Annotated in this window: 15 protein-coding genes and 1 tRNA gene; 9 read left to right on the forward strand and 7 right to left on the reverse strand. The window is 50.0% G+C overall.

What is annotated here, in order from left to right; genetic code table 11:
- Positions 1–102: 102 nt before the first annotated feature.
- Both B2U90_RS07175 and B2U90_RS07180 read right to left on the reverse strand, forming a co-directional pair.
- Positions 103–1,443: an aspartate aminotransferase family protein gene (locus tag B2U90_RS07175; RefSeq protein WP_059076544.1), complete on the reverse strand. Its 1,341-nt coding sequence runs from the start codon at positions 1,441–1,443 to the stop codon at positions 103–105.
- Positions 1,444–1,479: 36 nt separating this feature from the next.
- Positions 1,480–2,607 carry a hypothetical protein gene (locus B2U90_RS07180; RefSeq protein WP_292017495.1) on the reverse strand — a complete coding sequence of 376 codons (1,128 nt, stop codon included), beginning with the start codon at positions 2,605–2,607 and terminating at the stop codon, positions 1,480–1,482.
- Between the two features lie 416 nt (positions 2,608–3,023).
- Between B2U90_RS07180 and B2U90_RS07185 the strand changes: the two genes are divergently transcribed.
- The 5 genes from B2U90_RS07185 (at position 3,024) to B2U90_RS07205 (ending at position 9,150) form a co-directional block, all read left to right on the forward strand.
- Positions 3,024–4,328, forward strand: a complete 1,305-nt coding sequence (locus B2U90_RS07185; protein WP_292017496.1) for a hypothetical protein — start codon at positions 3,024–3,026, stop codon at positions 4,326–4,328.
- A gap of 155 nt (positions 4,329–4,483) precedes the next feature.
- The gene (locus B2U90_RS07190; protein WP_292017497.1) at positions 4,484–5,851 is read left to right on the forward strand and encodes a PhoH family protein; all 1,368 of its coding nucleotides are present in this window, start codon (positions 4,484–4,486) and stop codon (positions 5,849–5,851) included.
- Positions 5,852–5,900: 49 nt separating this feature from the next.
- Positions 5,901–6,104: a hypothetical protein gene (locus tag B2U90_RS07195; protein WP_257536566.1), complete on the forward strand. Its 204-nt coding sequence runs from the start codon at positions 5,901–5,903 to the stop codon at positions 6,102–6,104.
- Between the two features lie 136 nt (positions 6,105–6,240).
- Positions 6,241–7,545 carry a hypothetical protein gene (locus tag B2U90_RS07200; protein WP_292017498.1) on the forward strand — a complete coding sequence of 435 codons (1,305 nt, stop codon included), beginning with the start codon at positions 6,241–6,243 and terminating at the stop codon, positions 7,543–7,545.
- A 93-nt stretch (positions 7,546–7,638) separates the two neighbouring features.
- Positions 7,639–9,150 (forward strand): dihydrolipoyl dehydrogenase family protein, encoded by a 1,512-nt coding sequence (locus tag B2U90_RS07205; RefSeq protein ID WP_292017499.1) that lies wholly within the window; start codon positions 7,639–7,641, stop codon positions 9,148–9,150.
- Positions 9,151–9,327: 177 nt separating this feature from the next.
- On the opposite strand, the gene B2U90_RS07210 is transcribed toward B2U90_RS07205, so the two are convergent.
- Positions 9,328–9,513: a ferredoxin gene (locus B2U90_RS07210; RefSeq protein WP_075581604.1), complete on the reverse strand. Its 186-nt coding sequence runs from the start codon at positions 9,511–9,513 to the stop codon at positions 9,328–9,330.
- Positions 9,514–9,736: 223 nt separating this feature from the next.
- Here B2U90_RS07210 and B2U90_RS07215 point away from each other — a divergent pair.
- Positions 9,737–9,812, forward strand: a tRNA-Thr gene (locus B2U90_RS07215).
- Between the two features lie 226 nt (positions 9,813–10,038).
- On the opposite strand, the gene B2U90_RS07220 is transcribed toward B2U90_RS07215, so the two are convergent.
- Positions 10,039–12,408, reverse strand: coding sequence for an S-layer homology domain-containing protein (locus B2U90_RS07220; protein WP_292017500.1), 2,370 nt, complete (start codon positions 12,406–12,408; stop codon positions 10,039–10,041).
- A gap of 793 nt (positions 12,409–13,201) precedes the next feature.
- Between B2U90_RS07220 and B2U90_RS07225 the strand changes: the two genes are divergently transcribed.
- Positions 13,202–14,020 carry a transketolase gene (locus B2U90_RS07225; protein ID WP_059076534.1) on the forward strand — a complete coding sequence of 273 codons (819 nt, stop codon included), beginning with the start codon at positions 13,202–13,204 and terminating at the stop codon, positions 14,018–14,020.
- The gene (locus B2U90_RS07230) at positions 14,020–14,943 is read left to right on the forward strand and encodes a transketolase family protein (protein WP_292017501.1); all 924 of its coding nucleotides are present in this window, start codon (positions 14,020–14,022) and stop codon (positions 14,941–14,943) included. The genes B2U90_RS07225 and B2U90_RS07230 overlap by 1 nt, the downstream gene beginning before the upstream one ends.
- A gap of 81 nt (positions 14,944–15,024) precedes the next feature.
- On the opposite strand, the gene B2U90_RS07235 is transcribed toward B2U90_RS07230, so the two are convergent.
- Positions 15,025–15,447, reverse strand: coding sequence for a GNAT family N-acetyltransferase (locus B2U90_RS07235; protein WP_059076532.1), 423 nt, complete (start codon positions 15,445–15,447; stop codon positions 15,025–15,027).
- A 224-nt stretch (positions 15,448–15,671) separates the two neighbouring features.
- Here B2U90_RS07235 and murI point away from each other — a divergent pair, with 224 nt between their 5' ends.
- The gene (gene murI / locus B2U90_RS07240; protein ID WP_075581610.1) at positions 15,672–16,457 is read left to right on the forward strand and encodes a glutamate racemase; all 786 of its coding nucleotides are present in this window, start codon (positions 15,672–15,674) and stop codon (positions 16,455–16,457) included.
- Between the two features lie 97 nt (positions 16,458–16,554).
- On the opposite strand, the gene B2U90_RS07245 is transcribed toward murI, so the two are convergent.
- Both B2U90_RS07245 and B2U90_RS07250 read right to left on the reverse strand, forming a co-directional pair.
- A complete protein-coding gene (locus B2U90_RS07245) occupies positions 16,555–18,492 on the reverse strand; it encodes a TRAP transporter permease (protein ID WP_292017502.1) in 1,938 nt (645 codons plus the stop codon).
- Between the two features lie 13 nt (positions 18,493–18,505).
- Positions 18,506–18,997 (reverse strand): DUF1850 domain-containing protein, encoded by a 492-nt coding sequence (locus tag B2U90_RS07250; protein WP_292017503.1) that lies wholly within the window; start codon positions 18,995–18,997, stop codon positions 18,506–18,508.
- Positions 18,998–18,999: the final 2 nt, after the last annotated feature.

Here is an 18,999-nt window from a genome sequence, read left to right on the forward strand (position 1 = left end):
GGTTGTGCAATTAGTATACCAAATACACCGGCCTTGTGTCAATAGAATTTAGAATGCCGGGAACCATCATCGCAATAACTAAAATCTAAATTTATTTTATATTTACCAGCCTTTTTTACCGGCCAGAACGGCATCGGGAATGTCTCCTTTTTCAAAATCCGTCATTGCCTGATCCAAAATAGCAAATCCTTTTCTCAAATGGTCGTCCGATATATTCAGTGGCGGCTGCACCCGCAGGACGTTGGCACCTACATTGATGATCAGCAAATGATTTTCGTATGCCCGGTATAAAATTTTATAGGTGCCCTCCGGATCGGCTCTGTATTCACCGGTATCTGTTTTTTTTACGATACCAATACCCATAGACATACCGATTCCCCGTACGAAGCCTACTACATCAGGATGCTTCCGCTGCAACTGTCCGGCTTCTTCCCAAAGGAGCTTAATGGTCCGGGCAAGTTGTTCTTGAAAAGCTCTTCTCTGCAAGATAGTAAAGAGTGCATTTCCTGCCGCACAGGATACCTGGTTGCCTCCCAATGTAAACAGATGTGCCGGAGCCGGAAGAGAATCCATAATATCAGCCCGTGCCATAAAAGCTCCCAGAGGGAAACCACCGCCGATGGATTTTCCCATGATAATACCATCAGGGATGACACCATAATGTTCGATAGCAAAAAACTTCCCTGTCCGGTAAAATCCCTGCTGTACTTCTTCAGAAATAAATAAGATATGGTATTTTTGACATAAATCATATAGTTTCCGAATGAATATCGGATGAGCCGGCAATATACCACCATCTCCTTGTATCGGCTCGATGACAACAGCTGCCACTTCTTCCGGTGATAGATACATAGAAAAGGCATTTTCTATAGCTTGCAGACAGTCCCGCTCTACCTGTTCATCCGGAAGATTGATGCCAAAATAAGGAAAATGATAAATTTCCGGAAGGAATGGCCCCATCTTTTCCCGCATTCTCGGTGTACAGGCAGTCATACTGCACGAACCGTAAGTATTTCCATGATACGAGTTCAAAAAGGTAATAATTTTTTTTCGTCCCGTATAAGCCCTGGCAAATTTTACAGCGCAATCGTTGGCATCGGACCCACAGTTTCCAAAGGCAATCTTAGCCTTCACCCCTCCCGGGTAGACGGAAACCAGATTTTCCGCGTAGGTAATCGTCGCTTCATTGTATGTATATGCCGGAGTATACTGCGTGCATTTCTGAAATTGCTCTTGTACGGCAGACATGATTTCCGGATGGCAGCTTCCCAGATTCAGCGATGATGCACTCGTAAGGAAGTCAATAAAACGGTTGCCATCTTTATCGGTCACAATATCCCCTTGTGCAGATTCTACTACAAGAGGAAAATACGAAAGATGCTGGCAAGTTGCAACAACTTCTGCATCCCGGTTTACCCATTCCTGACACGCCATTTGTTTCATACTCTTTCAGCTCCTTCTCCTCCAAAATCCGGTACGTTAATTCTCGTTATATATTTCCACTTCAATTTCAGCATCAGGATCATGACTGTTAATTTTATACAATCCTATGGTGAGCATGGGCAAGGCAAAGAAGAGGAAGAACCCCCAGCATATAATGCCATAGCCCTGAGCAATAAGCGGAATCAGCCCAAAGGTAGACACAACGACTCCCAGAGCAGTAAGACCCACCGCAATAGCAGGGCGTACCCAGCGGGGTACATAGCCTTTCGCCCGTTTATATGCAATTTCCACACGGTCATCTACAGCTTTAATAAAACCTGTGCCGGTCGCGATGAGTGTACCCAGGAGCACACTTTCAAAGAGGATATAGAGCCACAGCATGTTCAATTCTTCAAAGACGACAGCGACAGGTATTTCTGCCTGGATAGCTGCCGTAAAATTACAGCCCATCACCAGGAGAAGCAATACCGCCGGAATAATGCCAAAGATTCCGGAAATAATCCCACACAGGACCGCTTCTTTGCGGGTTTTTAAATCCCGCACCGTGTATAATACCACGGCGACAACGACAAGATTATAGAAGGAATACCGCAGGCCGTTGAACCACCAGTCGCCCCCGATTTCTGCCCGGGCGAATTCATTGGCAATAGCTCCTCCGAATTTATAGAAAACAACAGCCATAAAGAGGATGTATACGGCATACAGGATATATCCCCACACGGTAAGCGCCTTTTCAATCGTTGCCGTTCCTTTCAAGACCAAAATCACCATACCGGCCGAAAGAATGCCGATGCCAAACCATTTGGAAAGCCCGGTAAGACTGTTGAGCATACTGCCGGCACTGGCACAGACGACGCCCATAATGATGACCATCATGGCCCAGTAACATACTTCATACAGGATAGCCCCCCGGCCGAGAAGTCGTTTCATGAGAGAACCATAATCATAGGTCTTGAAGATACGAACGAATTCAAAAGTAATCACACACATCAGCGTCCAGACAACCATCGTGATCATCTGTGCCAAAAAACCGCCCAATAGTCCCTGCGTCCCAAAAAATTGCGCAATCTCAGCACCTGTACCATATCCGCCGCCAATGACTACTTGTTGAAAAACAAAACCGGGAATAACATATTTCGTCCAACTCGTCTTCGCCTTTTCCATATCGTCACGTCCTTTCTCTAATACATTTTGTCATAAAAAGTGCAAAAGATATCCTGCCGGCAGCGCTATCGTGTACAATCATCGCCTCGTTTTAAATCATATTGATATGTACTATGAGAAATGATGAAAAGCCATACTCCGGAATATACGGCATAACTATCTTTTTATCAAATTACATATTCTGTATTTACGCTTTCTGCAACTTAGTTTACAATACATATATAAGGACAGTTTCGTATACCAGTAAACATGTTTTATATTTTATTGTTTTCTTATTTTTATTCTTTATATTATTCTCTATTTTATGCTCATATCATAATTCTTTTCAAGTGTCTTTAATAGGCTATTATTATGACCAAAACTTAAATTTCTTTGTATCTTCCATAATTTTTCTCTATTTATAAGGAGGAATGACATTGAAACTTGGTTTTATTGTGCCACAAACCCATGTCCGTCTTTTAACCAAACTTGTCGGACAATTTTCCCAGATAGAAATTACACCGATTATCTACGATGCCATTTTTGACATTCCTTTCTGCATTGAAGGGCGACAGCAGGAATTCGATCAGCTTTTATTTTTGGGAGAAACAGCCAAACTCTATACGCAGGCCAAGGTCACTCCCAGTATTCCTTGGGAATTTGTCGAACATTCCCACGCAGGATGTCTGAATTATTTGTTTCAGCTTACCCTGCAGGGGCATAATATATATCATCTGGTAACCGATATACAGGATCACCAGCTCGTCTTCGACATTTATGAAGAGCTGGGCATTCCCCTCGACCAGACTCACATCATCTTTGCTCCTGTATATGATTTTAATGAAGCCTATATTGAAGAGACGCTCCAATTTTTCAAAAACCAATATCGGTTTAATAAAGATATTGCCTGTCTGACCAAATTTGCCAAAGTATACGAACCGTTAAAAAAACTGGGCTATCCCGTAGCCTGCGTCGTCCCTACTTTATTAGATATTTACAACAGTCTTCAGAAAGTATATACGACGTATTTGTTTACGGTCAGCCGGGAAAGTCAGTTTGTCATCATCTACGTCGGCATTGATGATTTCAAAAACGACAGACTGCCTTATACAGAACGTAATGAATATCAGGGTATGCTGGAAAATGTCAACGTTATCAAACACATTTACGATTTATCCGTAGAAATTGAATCTCCTGTTTTCCACGTTACGGAACAGTTATTTATGTTTTTTACCTCCCGGGACATCATCGAACGGCGAACAAGGGGATTGGAAGATTTTTCCATGTTCGAAACTATCCGGGAAAATACGGCCAGCACTATCAGTGTCAGTATTGGCTTTGGCAAAACGGCCATAGAAGCACAATATCATGCCCGTACCGGATTGAACCGGGCACGTCACGGCGGCGGTAACCGTATTTATCTCGTCTATGATCTGCATCACATATACACCCCTATTGATCGGCAGCCGGAACCACACCCTAATATTTCCAACGAATTTCTGGAAATCAGCCAACGGACCGGCATTGGCGCACTGACAATCAGTCATCTTCATTCGTTCATCCTTCAAGCCGGGAAAAATGAATTCACAACAGCAGAAATTGCAGATTTCCTGAAAATCACGCCCCGGTCGGCAGCCCGCATGATTAATAAACTATTGGAAAAAGGGTATTGTTTTGAAGTAGGAAAAAAGTATCAGCGCAAAACAGGCCGCCCTAGTCGCATTTTACAATTCAAGCTATAGCATGCAATTTATTAGCCGTATACAGTCCGTTATTTACCGTAACAGGGCAAAGTAGCCAGAGCCTTACCAATTCTTTACACAACCTTTATCGTCTCTGTATGTTCACCACCTATGATGGAAAGGTAAACAAATCACAGGCAAAGGTGGGGATTTTCATGGCAAAGACGTATGTACTGGACACGAATGTCCTGATTCAGGCACCGTATGCATTACAATGTTTCGAAGAAAATCATCTCGTACTGCCCTTAGTCGTCCTGGAAGAACTGGACGGACTGAAAAAAGCAGAGGGCGAGCGGGGTTACAATGCCCGGCAGGCAATCCGCATTCTGGAACGGCTGCGGCTGTCCGGCAATCTGCTCACGGGAGTATCTCTTCCCAACGGCGGTACACTCCGCATCGAGACCAACTGTATCCATGAAGAGCTTCCCGACTCGCTTCCCGACGACCGGTCCGACAACCGCATCCTGAAAGTATGCTGCCACCTGCGCAGTCTGGAACCTATACTGGTAACCAAAGATCTGCTACTACGCCTGAAAGCACAGGTTCTCGGTATCGAAGCCCAGGATTTCAGTACGGAACAAATCAACGTCCGCCAGCAGCCTTATCTGGGCCGCAGCGACTGGTACGTGGCAGAAGATGCATTTGCCTCGTTCCGTGCCGACGGCATCGATCCGGCCGCACTTTATCAGCTCGGCCCCGACGGTCATCCCCGTCATCCGTCCTTGTACGAAAACGAATTTCTTCTCCTGCGGGCCGATGCCTCACAGAATAAGACCCACCTGGGCTGCGTCCGCCATGGCCGGGCTGTGCCGCTTTTATATGCCGATGCTGCGCCCTACGGCGTCCGTCCGCGCAATGCCGGCCAGTATTTCCTGCAGGAAGCACTCATGCGCCCCGCCGATGAAGCACCTCTGGTCATCGTCAAAGGCCAGGCCGGTACTGCCAAAACATTTTATTCCCTTGCCGTGGGGCTGGAAAAAATCGTCAATCATCCAACCAGGGAATATCGCCGCATCCTCATTTGCTGTCCCAACGCCCAATTCGATACGGACATTGGATTCCTGCCCGGTGATGAACAGGAAAAAATAGCACCCCTGCTGCGCCCTATCCGCGACAATCTGGAACAGCTCGTCGATGGCAATGAAGACCTGCGCTATGAAAACGAACAGGAGCTGGCTGAGCGAATCGACGAAATCTTTGACCGGCAGATCATCCAGGCAGAAGCCCTCAATTTTATCCGTGGCCGGTCTCTTGAAAAAACCTACCTGATCATCGATGAAGCCCAGAACATGACACCCAACCAGGTCAAAGGCATTATTACCCGCGCCGGAAAAGGAACCAAAATCATTCTTCTCGGCGACCCCAACCAGATTGACCGGCCATTTCTCGATGAGCGGACCAACGGCCTCATGTATGCGGCAGAAAAAATGAAAGAAAGTCCTCTCTGCTGGCAGGTCACCATGCTGCCGGGAGAATGTGAACGGTCGGAACTGGCCCTCGATGCCATACTGCGGCTTTCTTAATACAAAAAGGAGAAGGGCTGAACGAATCAGTCCTGTCAATAAATGATACATGAAGAAATTTACCTATGAAAATATCACTCACGCGAAAGAATTGAACATATATCTGGAACAGGGAAACCGCGTACTGGGAGCCCTGGGTTACACCGATCATTCCAGCAAGCATACAGCCAAAGTCGCTATGACGGCAGGCAAACTACTAAAAGTCCTGGGCCTGCGTTTCAAGATGAAAGCCAACGGCAGCAAAATCAGCTGATAGCCCGTTTCGTCAGGCAGTCCGCGATGAACTGTGTCTGTATTGTGACGAAACCGCCATCTTTTCTGTGTATACTAAGGTCAATTGATATATATTATTAGTTTTACCTGTCATCAGAAAAGAAGGTCATATGCAAATGAAATGGAAATCCTGGCGCCGGCTGGGCGCCGCTATCATGCTGTGTCTCTCCCTGGGCAGCACGTCTTTTGCTGCCAATCATATTACAGGGGCTGAAGCCATCGGGGAAGTTACAGGAGATGGCGAGCACGTCTCTCATGTCATCGTCCAGTACGATGCGCCGGTTCTTTCATCTTCCCTTTCCCCTTCCGACTATACCGTCGATGGCCGGACGATTGAAAAAGTCTATACAAACACGGCGGCAGAAAAAACAACTGTCCATACGGAATCAGGGAACTATGTCGTACTCCAGCTCCAGGCCCTGCCCCTCGTCGATTCCTCTGTCGATCCTCATCCGGAAGACGGCCCCGTCAAAGACCGTCAGAAAAAAGGCCATGGCGGCGGACCCCAGTTGGGAAGCCACGGTAATCCCAGTCCACTTCCCGTCATGAAGGCGAACGTCAGCCAGACGGGTTTTGTAAAAACGGTATCAGGCGCTCTCTATGGGCCGGAAGAAGGGATAGAAACTTCCAAATCCAGGGATCTGATTGTCGAAGATTTTATCCAGGGGACCTTTACGGACAGCCAGCAGCAGAATGCTGTATTAAAGTATAATCTCTATGTTCCGAAGAACTACGATCCACAAAAGAAATACCCCCTCGTCCTTTTCATGCATGATGCCGGCGTCGTCTCACCGGACGTCAAAGCAACGCTCGTCCAGGGGCTGGGAGCCGTCACCTTCGCATCGCCCGGATGGCAGGCCAGTCATCCCTGCTTCGTTCTGGCGCCCCAGTACGACACGGTTATCGTCGATGACAATTACGACTACGGGCCAGAACTGGATCGTACGATTCACCTCATCCAGTCTCTCTGCCAGACTTACTCCATCGATACGCGGCGCATATACAACACAGGCCAGTCCATGGGCGGCATGACATCGATTGCCATGGATGTTAAATATCCTCACTTCTTTGCCGCATCGTATCTCATCGCCTGCAAATGGAATGCCGCCGTTACGGCTCCTCTTGCCAGCCAGCCGCTCTGGACGGTCATCTGTGAAGGCGATGCCGGTGCCTACCCGAGCATGACGGAAATATTGGGGAATCTGAAAAAATCCGGTACCAAAGTCGATCGCCAGACACTGGATGCCAATGTACCAACCGTACAGCTGCAGGCCGAAGCCGCCTCTCTGATTGAACCAGACTGCAGCCACTATCTTACGATTTACAAAGGCGGCAGCCATCGGTACACATGGCTGTATGCATACACGATGAAGCCGGCACTGGAATGGATATTCTCCCAGAGCCTGCCGGAAACACACTAATTACCAAAAACGTCTTCCTGCCTCATTGACAGGAAGACGTTTTTTTCCGTACACTTATTATATACAAGATTTCCATATACAAGGAGGATTTCCATGAAACAATACGATGTCATTATCATCGGCACGGGAGCAGCCAACATCATTGCTGATGCCGCTATACGACAGCATAAACAAGTTGCTATCATCGAGCGGGGCCGTTTCGGCGGTACCTGCCTGAACCGGGGCTGCATCCCGACAAAAGTCATGGTGACAGCAGCCAATCTGCTCTGTGAAATACGGGAAGGAGCCCGTATCGGTGTCACAGCGGAAAACGCCACGCTGGACTGGGATACGCTGGCCCGGAGGCTGTGGCAGAAAATAGACGAAAGTCCGGCCATTCAGGCGTATTATGACCAATTCCCCAACGTCGATACCTATAACGGCACGGCCTCGTTTACCGGCAAAAAGACGATTGCCGTGACAAAAGCCGACGGTACAGCAGAAGAACTGGAAGGCCGGCAGATTTTTATCGGTACTGGTGGCCGGACGAATATCCCCGTACTCCCCGGTCTGGAAGAATGCGGTTACATTACGTCAGAAACATTCTTTGGTCCCAAATTCCCGGGAAAACCGTATAAGAGCCTGATTGTCATCGGCGGCGGCCCCATAGGCTGTGAATTTTCTCATGTCTTTGAAGCGGCCGGCACCCAGGTCACCATCGTCCAGCACAACGTCCGCCTTCTGCCAAAAGAAGAGCCAGAAATCTCAGCGTTCATGCTGCGCCAGTTCCAGAACCGTCATATCGATGTCCGCCTGAACCAGGACACGATATCCGTGCGGCGCGAAGGCGATGAAAAAGTCCTGACTATCCGCAACCGTACAGACGGGACGACGGCAGAAGTACGGGCCGAAGAAATCCTCGTGGCCCCCGGCATCCGCCCTATGACAGAACTGCTGCAGCTGGAACATACGGATGTCCGTCTCGACAGCCGCGGCTATATCGAGACCAATGAGTTTCTCGAAACCAGCGCAGATGGCATCTGGGCCCTGGGCGATGTCAATGGCAGGGCGCCATTCCGCCATAAAGCCAATTACGAAGCCGAAATCATAGCCCACAATCTCTTTTCCCATATGCCCCGCGAAAACTGGCGCTGGGCACAATACGATGCCGTACCGGCCGTAACCTATACCTATCCGGAAACGGCCCATACAGGACTTACGGAAGAAGGAGCCCGAAAGCAGGGATATGATGTGGAAACGGCAGTCAACCACTACTCTGCCTCAGCCAAAGGCTATGCACTGGGATACGAACCGGGAGCTTCTGATGACGGATTTATCAAACTCATCATCGACAAAATGAGCAAACAGATTCTTGGCGCCCACATCGTAGGCCACGAAGCGTCCATCCTCATCCAACCCTTTGTCAACCTTCTCATGTGCGGTACTCACACAGTACAACCTCTCCGCCCGGATATTGCCTCAGCCGACGCACAGTATCTGCGCGATCTCCCCCTTACGCGCACGCTGGATCCGCGCAGTGTCTATACCCTGAGTGAAACCATGACGCCCCACCCGTCCCTTTCAGAAGTTACCATGTGGACACGATACTACTACGAAAAAAAATAAGATTTTGTTTAAACCAAATAATCTATGACTTGTAGCGAAAGATAAAACAGAGGCTGCAACGAAACGAACTTTTAAAGCCATTTCATTGCAGCCTCTGCTTTGTATTACGGGAGTCTCACTTTATATCTGCACGATATCAGCACCCTGCCGATGCCGTACGCCCTGTGTATTTCTTTCTCAGGCTTCTTCGATGGCGCCTGCCGGGCAGTTGTTCATTGCGTCAATAGCGGATTCTTCAACTTCCGGTGCTACATCGTCAGGAATCGCTTCAGCCATACCGGAATCAGCCATGTGGAATACTTCCGGACAGGAACCTGCGCACATACCACAAGAGATACAAGAATCATTTACTTTGAATTTCATAAGTCATCGCTCCTTTCGCGATACATATATCATATGGAGGATTATCGTATTCCGGTTCATCACCGTTTCCTCTTTACACGTATAGTATAACCTGCGCTGCTTCGATTGTACGTTGTAAATATAACGAAGAAACAAATATATCGATTTTTTTCAATTTTTTACCTCTTGACAAAACGCCACGAAATGGATATACTAGTAAAGTACCGTTCAGGTACAATCATATGCCACTTTAGCTCAGCTGGTAGAGCATCTCATTCGTAATGAGAGGGTCGTTGGTTCGAATCCGATAAGTGGCTCCAAAGAAAGGGGCTGTAACAAAATGAGCAAAAAAGCTCATTTTGTTACAGCCCCTTATTTTTTTACAGGTCCGCCATCCAGGCACTTGCCCGACGTTTTTTAGAACCGGCAAGAGGCATAGGCAAAGCCTCTCGCTCTACCTATGCCTCTGGTTATTTATCCTGATCGACGGAATCATCAGACGTAATCACATCATCCCGACAGGCCGATATGGTCGTTGTCCTGTCACTATTTCTTTACGCGGACACGCTGTACGGTCGGCGTACCGTCTTTATCCTGATGTACCGTATCGATGCGGATATACGAAAGTTCATTGCTGAATTCGCGGGCCAGGCGGTTCATTTCCGGATCGGTATGGCCGAGTCCTTTTTCCATCAGACGGTAGACGATGGCTGCAAATTCGTAGCGGGTCATCACCTGATTGCCTTTAAAGAGTCCATCCGGGTAGCCTTCGATAATGCCATTGCCCGCCAGTTTCGTGACATATTCGTAAGCCCAGTGGTTATCGGCTACATCGGGGAAGAGCATGCTCTTATTGGAATCGATAGCCAGATGATGCATCGCTTTGAGCTCTGCAATTTCAGCTGCCTGTTCAGCCATAGCTTTACGCATATCGCGAATTTCTTTAGCCATGGCTACACGGGAGTTGGAAACATGGTTGCCGCGGCCGATTTTCAGGCTGACGCCGGCATTGATCATGTTTTCACCGCCACCGAAGCTGCCACCGACACTGAACATGGTGTCTTCATTAGGACGATAGTAGAGTCCGACAGCCGCTGCATTGGCATCACGATAGTTGCCATAACCAGCAGCGAAATCCCACTTGCTGTCCGGATCAAAGTCGAGCGGATGAAGTGCTGCCAAAGCTGCCGCACCTGCACCAACACGATTGATGCGGTTATCCAGTTTGTTCAGGGAATTTCCCAGCTGGGTAATGTTCTGCCGGTTTTCCTGTACCATCTGGTTGGTGGCGTAGAGCTGGCTGCCGTTGATGGCGTCCGTAGACGTCGCCGATACTTCACCCGGTGCCAGCTGGGTAATGGACTGATTGCTCATATCCAGGCCGTCTCCGTTCAACAGTGGCCCGCCCTGGGCGATTTGGACACTATCGACATTGATATCCCGTTCCAAATTGATATGGATAGTATCGACCTTGCCGCCATTAGCATCGGTAGTAGTGGTAGATGCCGTCCGGATATTGTCTCCGCCCAAAACGTTGATCGTACCTCCGTCATTGAGAGTAGCGGCATTGCCGTCTTCCGTGACAAAGGAAACGGGATTAGCCACATAGCCCACATGGAGTGGTCCGCCGTCATCGGTTTCCTTTTCCGGTTCCGCTACGGCACGAGCCAGCTGCAGCCCCGGTGCCTGTCTAGGCTGATTGGGAGATACTTCCCTTTGATCCGGGTTCTCTGGAAATTCCTCCGGATCAGACAGAATCTGGACTTCCCCATGGGTATTGCCCAAGCCATTCAGATTGGCTTTGATGGTATATTCCGATCCCTGTTTCTCCACGACGATGCCTTCCCCGGCATGAATGGAAATCCGGGCATCGCTCATGGCTTCCTTCAGCTGGGCCACGTTCACGGCGTCCGTATCTTCCGTCCCGGCTGCCAGGTTGATAATCTGCCGGGTCCGCTGGGGAATCAACCGGCCATTTTCATCCTGGGAAGGCCCGGCCCCGACGGAAACAGCACCCCAGGTGGACTGCCAGGCAGGAGAAACGTCCTGCATCTGGCCGTACACCGGATGGTATCCCTGCCAGCCCGCTTCCCGGTCGGCTACGGAACTCATGCCCAGCGCCACGGCTCCCGGGGCAGAAGAAATGCTCAGCAGGCCTATCGTCGTGCCGCCTTCTCCCGTAACCTGGCTGGCAGCGCCTACGGCTGTGCCCCGGAGGACGGCTCCACTGCCATAGCCCAAAGCCGTTGCGAAGTCATCGGTGGCTTTGCTGAAGCCACCCAAAGCTGTAGAAGCCAGTCCGGAAGATTCGGAATAGGCCCCTACGGCGGTGGAATGATCCCCGGCCGTTCCGGCTTTGCCCATGCCATTAGCCATGATGCCGATGCTGGTGCTGTCCTCTCCTTTGCTCTTGGCCTGCTGTCCCAGGGCCACGGCCCCTTTGGCAGTGGCTTCAGAATAACTGCCCACCGCTGTCGTATACATACCCTTAGCATGACTCTGTTCGCCAATAGCGATGGCATTCGTTCCAGTGGCTTCCCCCTGGGACCCGGTACCAATGGCAATAGCGTCCAAACCGGTAGCTTTCGAGCCATTTCCTACAGCCAGTGCCCGTTCACCGTCAGCTACGGCATCGTTGCCCAGAGCCGTAGCCCCCATAGTTCCTTCAGCATGGGCCCCAGCCCCGATAGCCAGAGAGTCCTTCCCTACCGCACCGTCATTATTGTAATTTTTGTCGCGGTTACCATTCTCAGGGTTAACACTGAAATAATGGATGCCGTCCTGGACGGGATCCGGAGTCTGCCCAGCATCAGCGGCCCAGGCAGCACCGCCCCAGAAAGCCGTCATGCTACACAGGGCCAATACAGCCAATGTCAGTTTGGCATGGGATGTTTTACAATGATGACGTCTCTTCATAATGTACGCCTCCTTTATTCTTAAACTATATTTTTTAGCTGTCTTTTTGTTTTCATTATATCAAAAGCAAAAAGGAAACACACTGTAATTTGTTACAGTATATTCATGTGTATTTTGCAATTACAAAAGCGTTTTAGACGGTTGTATAAACTTTTATGAATCTGTCATGACAGATGATATGATTTAATGGTTTGTCTGTCATGACAGCCAAAAAGCTCCTGCATTTGTTGGAAAAATTCTGATTCTATGACCTATACCTGTAATTTATTACAGTGTATTTATTCTTTGTATTTAGTAAGATGATAATAAGGATAGAATACGTACGGATTTCTGAGATTTCAAGTCCATATTCCTGTTGATGATGCTGCCCTTCGGGGTCATAATCAGCACGTTCCCAGGGGCGATGAATCGAAAGATGATCTACAGCCGGAAGGAGGAAGAGGAGCAGCAGCTATATCCTCTTCGGAGAGGAACGGGATGATCTGATGGCCGTCTGGGAAGGCGTGCGGAATCAGTCCCCGGCCCAGGGACTGGAACAGTTGAATAGGCGGAAACTCCCGCAGGAACCGGCAAGAAACGGTAACGCCAGACAAACACAAACTCCCTTTCAAGCAGACAGGAAATACGAACATCCTGAACTGCCTGAAAGGGAGTTTTTTAGAGTGTAATATCACCATCACACAAACTATTCGCGTTAACAAAAGAAACAAACTATCTTCCACCCTTTACGCCTATGGCAAAAAGTACTATGCTGTACATATAGGTGATACTATTGTTGACTGGAGATGATTCTATGACAAATGAAGAACTCGCACGGCGGTCTACGGCTGTGCGTGAATATGTCGTCAAGATGCTGGCTGCTGCCGGCGCAGGCCATCCCGGCGGCTCTCTTTCCATTGTGGAAATCCTGCAGGTGTTGTATGGGGAATATATGCATGTGCGGCCCGGAGAACCTCACTGGCCCGGCCGTGACCGGCTCATCCTGTCCAAAGGCCATGCTGCACCGGCTCTCTATGCGACGCTCATGATGCACGGTTTCTTTCCCGAAGACGAATTGTGGAATCTCCGGAAATGTGGAGCCATGCTCCAGGGCGTGCCCGATATGAACCGCACGCCGGGCATTGATATGTCTACCGGCTCACTGGGTCAGGGCCTGTCCGCCGGCAACGGCATGGCTCTGGGAGCCCGTCTTGACCACGCAGACTGGCGCACGTACGTCATCTGCGGCGACGGGGAAATCGAAGAAGGCATCATCTGGGAAGCGGCCATGACCAGTGCCCATTTTAAGCTGGACAACCTGACGCTCATCATCGACCACAATAAATTGCAGCTCAGCGGTGCGTCGGAAGAGGTCATGAATATCATGCCTATTGCCGATAAATTCCGCGATTTCCACTGGCATACGATTACTATCAACGGTCATAACTTTGACGAAATCCGGGCAGCCCTGAAAGAAGCGGAAGAAACGAAAGGCATGCCGACGGCCATCATCGCCGAAACCATCAAGGGCAAAGGCGTCGATTTCATGGAAAACAAGGCCGCCTGGCACAATAAAACACTCGATGCCGCCGAAACGAAAAAGGCACTGGAAGAATTGGAAGGTGAATCATAATGGCTATGTCTACACGGGACGCCTACGGTCATGTCCTGGAAACGGAAATCTATAAAAATCCCGATGTCGTCGTCGTTGATGCGGATATCGCCTCTTCGACGCGGTCAGAAAAATTTAAGAACAAGGCTCCGGAACGGTTCTTCAATGTCGGTATTTCCGAACAGGACCTGATGGGTACCGCCGCCGGTCTGGCTGCCGTCGGAAAAATCCCCCTGGCCGGATCGTATGCACTGTTTACCGAACGGGGACTGGAAATCACCCGCAATTCCATCTGCCTGCCCAATCTCAATGTAAAAATCATCGTCAGTCACGGCGGCCTGACCATCGGCAGTGACGGTGCCACCCATCAGGCCATCGAAGACATCGCTCTCATGCGCAGCCTGCCCAATCTTTCGGTCATCGTCCCATCGGACGGCTGGGAAACGGAAGAAGCCGTCAAGGCCGCCGTCGCCTATAAAGGCCCGGTATACATCCGCCTCGGCAAAGATACCGTCCCCGATATCCATCCGGCCGGAAGCACCTTCCAATGGGGCAAGGGACAGATTCTCCGGGACGGCATTGACGTGGCCCTCATAGGGACAGGGCGCATGACAGCAGCTGCTCTTGCCGCCGCCGATCAGCTGCGTCAGGAGGGATTGGAAGCCATGGTCATCAATATGCCGACCATCAAGCCTATTGATGCCGATCTCATCGAATATGCCGCCCGTAAGACCAGACACATGGTCACGGCAGAAGAAGGCACCGTACTCGGTGGTCTCGGTTCCGCCGTGGCAGAAACACTCGTCCGCCGCTATCCCGTCCGTCAGGAATTCATCGGCGTACAGGATACATTTGGTGAATCCGGTTCTTCTGAAGACCTGCTGAAAAAATACGGCCTCACCGCAGACGATATCGCCGCTGCCGCCCGGAAGGTACTGGCATAAATGTCTCAACCATTGTATAGCAACAAAAAAGCAGCAGATATGGGGAAACTCTCCCTGCATCTGCTGCTTCTTTTTTCGTATTTAAAATTCCCGGACAAATTTTGCGTGAGTTTGCTCCATCCCTTCGCGCATATAAAAGCGGTGGGCATGAACGCGGGCCTTATTGCTGGTCACCTCTATGAGAACGCACTGCCGCTTTACTGCTTCTTCTTCGGCCAGACGCACCATCTGGGCGCCGGTGCCCTGACTGCGCGCGTCTTCACTGACAAAAAATTCCACGATTTCCGCACAGTTTCCGCAGTGATGCAATTGCCTGTCAAACCGCAGATTCAATACGGCATACAGTTTCCCGTCCTTTTCTGCAACGAGGCAGTAATAATCATCATTTTCCATCTGTTCTGCATAAACCCGGGCAAACATGTCCCTGTCCAGTTCCCGCCGGACGAGCTGGCAGATGAGCTCATAAACGCCTTGAAGGTCGTGAATCGTACTTTTTCTAAACATGGTAGTACCTCTCTTTTTCTAAATATATGTGAACTGCCATTTATCATACGGCCTTCCTAGTTCCATTATATCAGGAAAAATCTTCCCACCGCCAGTTTTTACCTATGAAAATAAAGACTAGGATATGCGAAATTTGCAAGTAAAATTATTTCTCCCGGCCCCGGCCCGTGCTATAATATATACGCTGATACAGTATAATTTCCATGAAATCCGAGGTCTTTTATATGAAAATTGCTTTTTTCGACTCCGGCATCGGCGGGCTCAGCGTCCTCCATCATGCCATGAAAGTACTCCCTCATGAACAATTTATTTTTTTCGCCGATGAAGATAATGTACCCTATGGGACGAAGACGACGGAACAGGTATTCCAGTACGTCAGCGACGCCTTTTCTTTTCTCATGACCAAAGATGTCAAGGCTATCGTTGTCGCCTGCAATACCGCTACCAGCGTGGCCGTGCGGGAACTGCGCCACCAATACAAGATTCCCATCATCGGGATGGAACCGGCTGCCAAAAAAGCACTCGATATGGATACAGAGCGCAACCGCGTCCTGGTCATTGCCACGCCGATTACCGTGCGGGGACATAAAATCAAAGAGCTTATCGAAAAATACGATACAGAAAGTCTGGTAGACCTGCTGGCCATGCCGGATCTTGTGGAATTTGCCGAACACATGGATTTTTCCTCGCCGGCCGTAGAAGACTATATCCGCCGGCAGTTTGCCCCGTATGATTTCAGCAAGTATGCCAATCTCGTCCTGGGTTGCACCCATTTCAATTATTTTAAAGAAACGCTGCGACGCATCCTGCCAGACCATGTCCGCTTTGTCGACGGCAACGAAGGAACAATCCGCGAACTCATCCGCCAGCTCGATTACCGCAAAGGTCTGGAATATCTGCCTCAGACCGTCGAATATTATTATTCGGGAAAGGCCGTCACAGAGCCTCACGAATTGCAGCGTATCGACGCCTATCTGGACCAGCTGGAACGGGTTTATACCATCATCTGATATTTTACAATATGGCGGACCCCGGTCTGCCACAAATAAAACAGGAGCTGTCTTCCCCTGATTGAGAAGACAGCTCCTGTTTTCGTTCTATTCAGTTTCAGCCGGCAATGGCTGCTTTTTTCTTTTTCAGCCGCATCTGCCAGAAGAGGATGCTGCCAAAAATGACGATACCGATGCCGTCGGTCATGACGCCCGGCACAATCATGAGCAGGCCTGCCACAAACAACAGGACCCGTACGGGGACGTTGCAGTGATCGGCCAGATACCCGATCATGGACGAACTGAGGCCGATCATGCCCAGTACAGCCGTAATGGTCGCCATAATCATTTCCAGCGGCGTCGCCTGTACCATGAGAAGGACTGGCGATACGACAAAGATATAGGGAATGATGAAGGCCGCTATGGCCAGTTTGGACGCATTGACCCCGGTCATGAGGGGATTGCCGCCGCTGATGCCGGCACCGGCATAGGCCGCCAGTGCTACCGGCGGTGTAATATCGGCGATGATTCCGAAATAGAAGACAAACATATGCGCCGCAAGGACGGGGACGCCCAGTTTTATCAGGGCCGGAGCGGCAATAGTCGCCGTGATGACGTAGTTTGCCGTGGTCGGCACGCCCATGCCCAGTATAAGCGCCGTAATCATGGTAAAGAACATGGTCGGCAGCAGCATACCTCCCGAAAGGTCGATCAGGGCCGATGCCAGTTTTAATCCCACGCCGGTCTTGGTAACGACGCCGATGATGATGCCGGCTGCAGCACAGGCTATGAGTACGCCCAGGACGCCTTTGGCGCCTTTTTCCAGCCCCTGGATGATCTGAATGGGTTTCATGCGCGTAGCCTTGCGGACAAACGATGCTGCGATGGACATGACGATGGCTACCAGTGCCGCCCGCATGGGCGAATAGCCTGCAACCAGCAGATAGACGATTGCGATGAGAGGCAGGGCCAGATGACCCCGTTCTTTCAAAATCGTCCAGATCTTAGGCAGCTGAGAGCGGGGAACGCCTTTCAGATTGTTGCGTTTTGCTTCGAAATGAACGCCAAGACAGATACCTGTAAAATATAATAAAGCCGGAATAACGGCTGCCTTGACGATATCAATATAGGGAACGCCGACAAATTCTGCCATGAGGAAAGCCGCAGCCCCCATGACCGGCGGCATGAGCTGTCCGCCTGTAGACGATGCCGCTTCTACGGCACCGGCGAAATTCTTGTGATAACCTAATTTCTTCATCATGGGGATGGTGAAACTGCCCGTCCCGACGACGTTGGCTACGGAGCTGCCGGAAACGGTTCCCATGAGAGCACTGGAAATGACGGCTACTTTGGCAGGCCCGCCACTGGACCAGCCGGCGATGGCATTGGCCAGGTCAATGAAGAATTTTCCCAGGCCCGTCGCTTCCAGATAGGCGCCGAATAAAATGAACAGGAAAATAAAGGTAGACGATACGCCCAGCGGAATGCCAAATACGCCTTCGGTCGTAAAATACAGGTGCCCTACCAGCTGTTCCGGTGTCAGACCTCTATGAGCCAGAACGCCCGGCATATAGGGACCGGCAAAGGCATAGGCCAGAAAAGCCAGCACCACGCAGAGCATCGGCTTCCCTACGGCCCGCCGTGTCGCTTCCAGAATCAGCAGGATGCCTATGCCGCCTACGATGTAATCCGTCGTCGTCACCGTGCCGGAACGCAACACGAGCTGCTGATATTCCAGGACGATATAGGCCGGGGACGCTGCTCCCAGGATTGCCAGCAGGATATCCAGAGGATGGATTTTCCCGCTCTTCAGCCATTTCTTCCGTGTCGGATAGAGAAGAAATATCAACGCCATGCCAAAGCCCAGGTGTACCGCACGCTGCAGCTGGGCATCAAGTACGCCGAACGCGCCGGTATACAACTGAAATATAGAAAACGTGATGGCAATGGCCGAAACAACTTTGGCCATAAATCCCTTGTAATTTATCGTATTGGATTCATTATCGTACTTTTTTAACACCTCATCGGCGAGTTGTTCCGTCGATTTTTCACTCATACTTCTCTCTCCCTTATCTGACCATATCCCGTATATACTGATATAACGGCGCTACCCTGATATCTACGGCACTGCCATCTGGCAGGTACTGATACAAAGGGCAGACCGTATCCGCTATGGCAACGGTCAGTTGTGTGCCGACGCCTGTCCGCAGATGAAGCTGCGGGAAAGGCCGTTCCATATGGTCCATGATGAAATAATCGCCTTCATGGCGGAATGACCCATCGCTTTCCATAAACGGCAGTCCGACGCCGAAAGACTGGTATTTTGTTTTATGAAGGCAGAAGCCGTCCGCCCGGTCGTTGACGCTGAGGTATTCCCAGACGGGTGTTTTCTGCACAGAATGAATAAAACGGATGGTCACTGCCGTGCCCGCCCGTACCGGCACATCCAGCATATGGCGTCCTCCCCCATAGAGGAAGAGCCACGGCTGAAGCAGTACCGGTGACAGGACGAAGAGGAGCAGGCACAGCAGATATCCTCCCGTTAAAACACGGACGCGCATGA

Origin of the sequence: Megasphaera sp. UBA4233, assembly GCF_002395615.1 — a bacterium.
GTDB classification, from domain to species: domain Bacteria; phylum Bacillota; class Negativicutes; order Veillonellales; family Megasphaeraceae; genus Megasphaera; species Megasphaera hexanoica.

Coding starts and splice junctions, on each gene's coding strand:
- B2U90_RS07175 (WP_059076544.1), bottom strand. CDS start 1,443: ATGAAACAAATGGCGTGTCAGGAATGGGTAAACCGGGATGCAGAAGTT.
- B2U90_RS07180 (WP_292017495.1), bottom strand. CDS start 2,607: ATGGAAAAGGCGAAGACGAGTTGGACGAAATATGTTATTCCCGGTTTT.
- B2U90_RS07190 (WP_292017497.1), top strand. CDS start 4,484: ATGGCAAAGACGTATGTACTGGACACGAATGTCCTGATTCAGGCACCG.
- B2U90_RS07195 (WP_257536566.1), top strand. CDS start 5,901: ATGAAGAAATTTACCTATGAAAATATCACTCACGCGAAAGAATTGAAC.
- B2U90_RS07200 (WP_292017498.1), top strand. CDS start 6,241: ATGAAATGGAAATCCTGGCGCCGGCTGGGCGCCGCTATCATGCTGTGT.
- B2U90_RS07205 (WP_292017499.1), top strand. CDS start 7,639: ATGAAACAATACGATGTCATTATCATCGGCACGGGAGCAGCCAACATC.
- B2U90_RS07210 (WP_075581604.1), bottom strand. CDS start 9,513: ATGAAATTCAAAGTAAATGATTCTTGTATCTCTTGTGGTATGTGCGCA.
- B2U90_RS07220 (WP_292017500.1), bottom strand. CDS start 12,408: ATGAAGAGACGTCATCATTGTAAAACATCCCATGCCAAACTGACATTG.
- B2U90_RS07225 (WP_059076534.1), top strand. CDS start 13,202: ATGACAAATGAAGAACTCGCACGGCGGTCTACGGCTGTGCGTGAATAT.
- B2U90_RS07230 (WP_292017501.1), top strand. CDS start 14,020: ATGGCTATGTCTACACGGGACGCCTACGGTCATGTCCTGGAAACGGAA.
- B2U90_RS07235 (WP_059076532.1), bottom strand. CDS start 15,447: ATGTTTAGAAAAAGTACGATTCACGACCTTCAAGGCGTTTATGAGCTC.
- murI (WP_075581610.1), top strand. CDS start 15,672: ATGAAAATTGCTTTTTTCGACTCCGGCATCGGCGGGCTCAGCGTCCTC.
- B2U90_RS07245 (WP_292017502.1), bottom strand. CDS start 18,492: ATGAGTGAAAAATCGACGGAACAACTCGCCGATGAGGTGTTAAAAAAG.
- B2U90_RS07250 (WP_292017503.1), bottom strand. CDS start 18,997: ATGCGCGTCCGTGTTTTAACGGGAGGATATCTGCTGTGCCTGCTCCTC.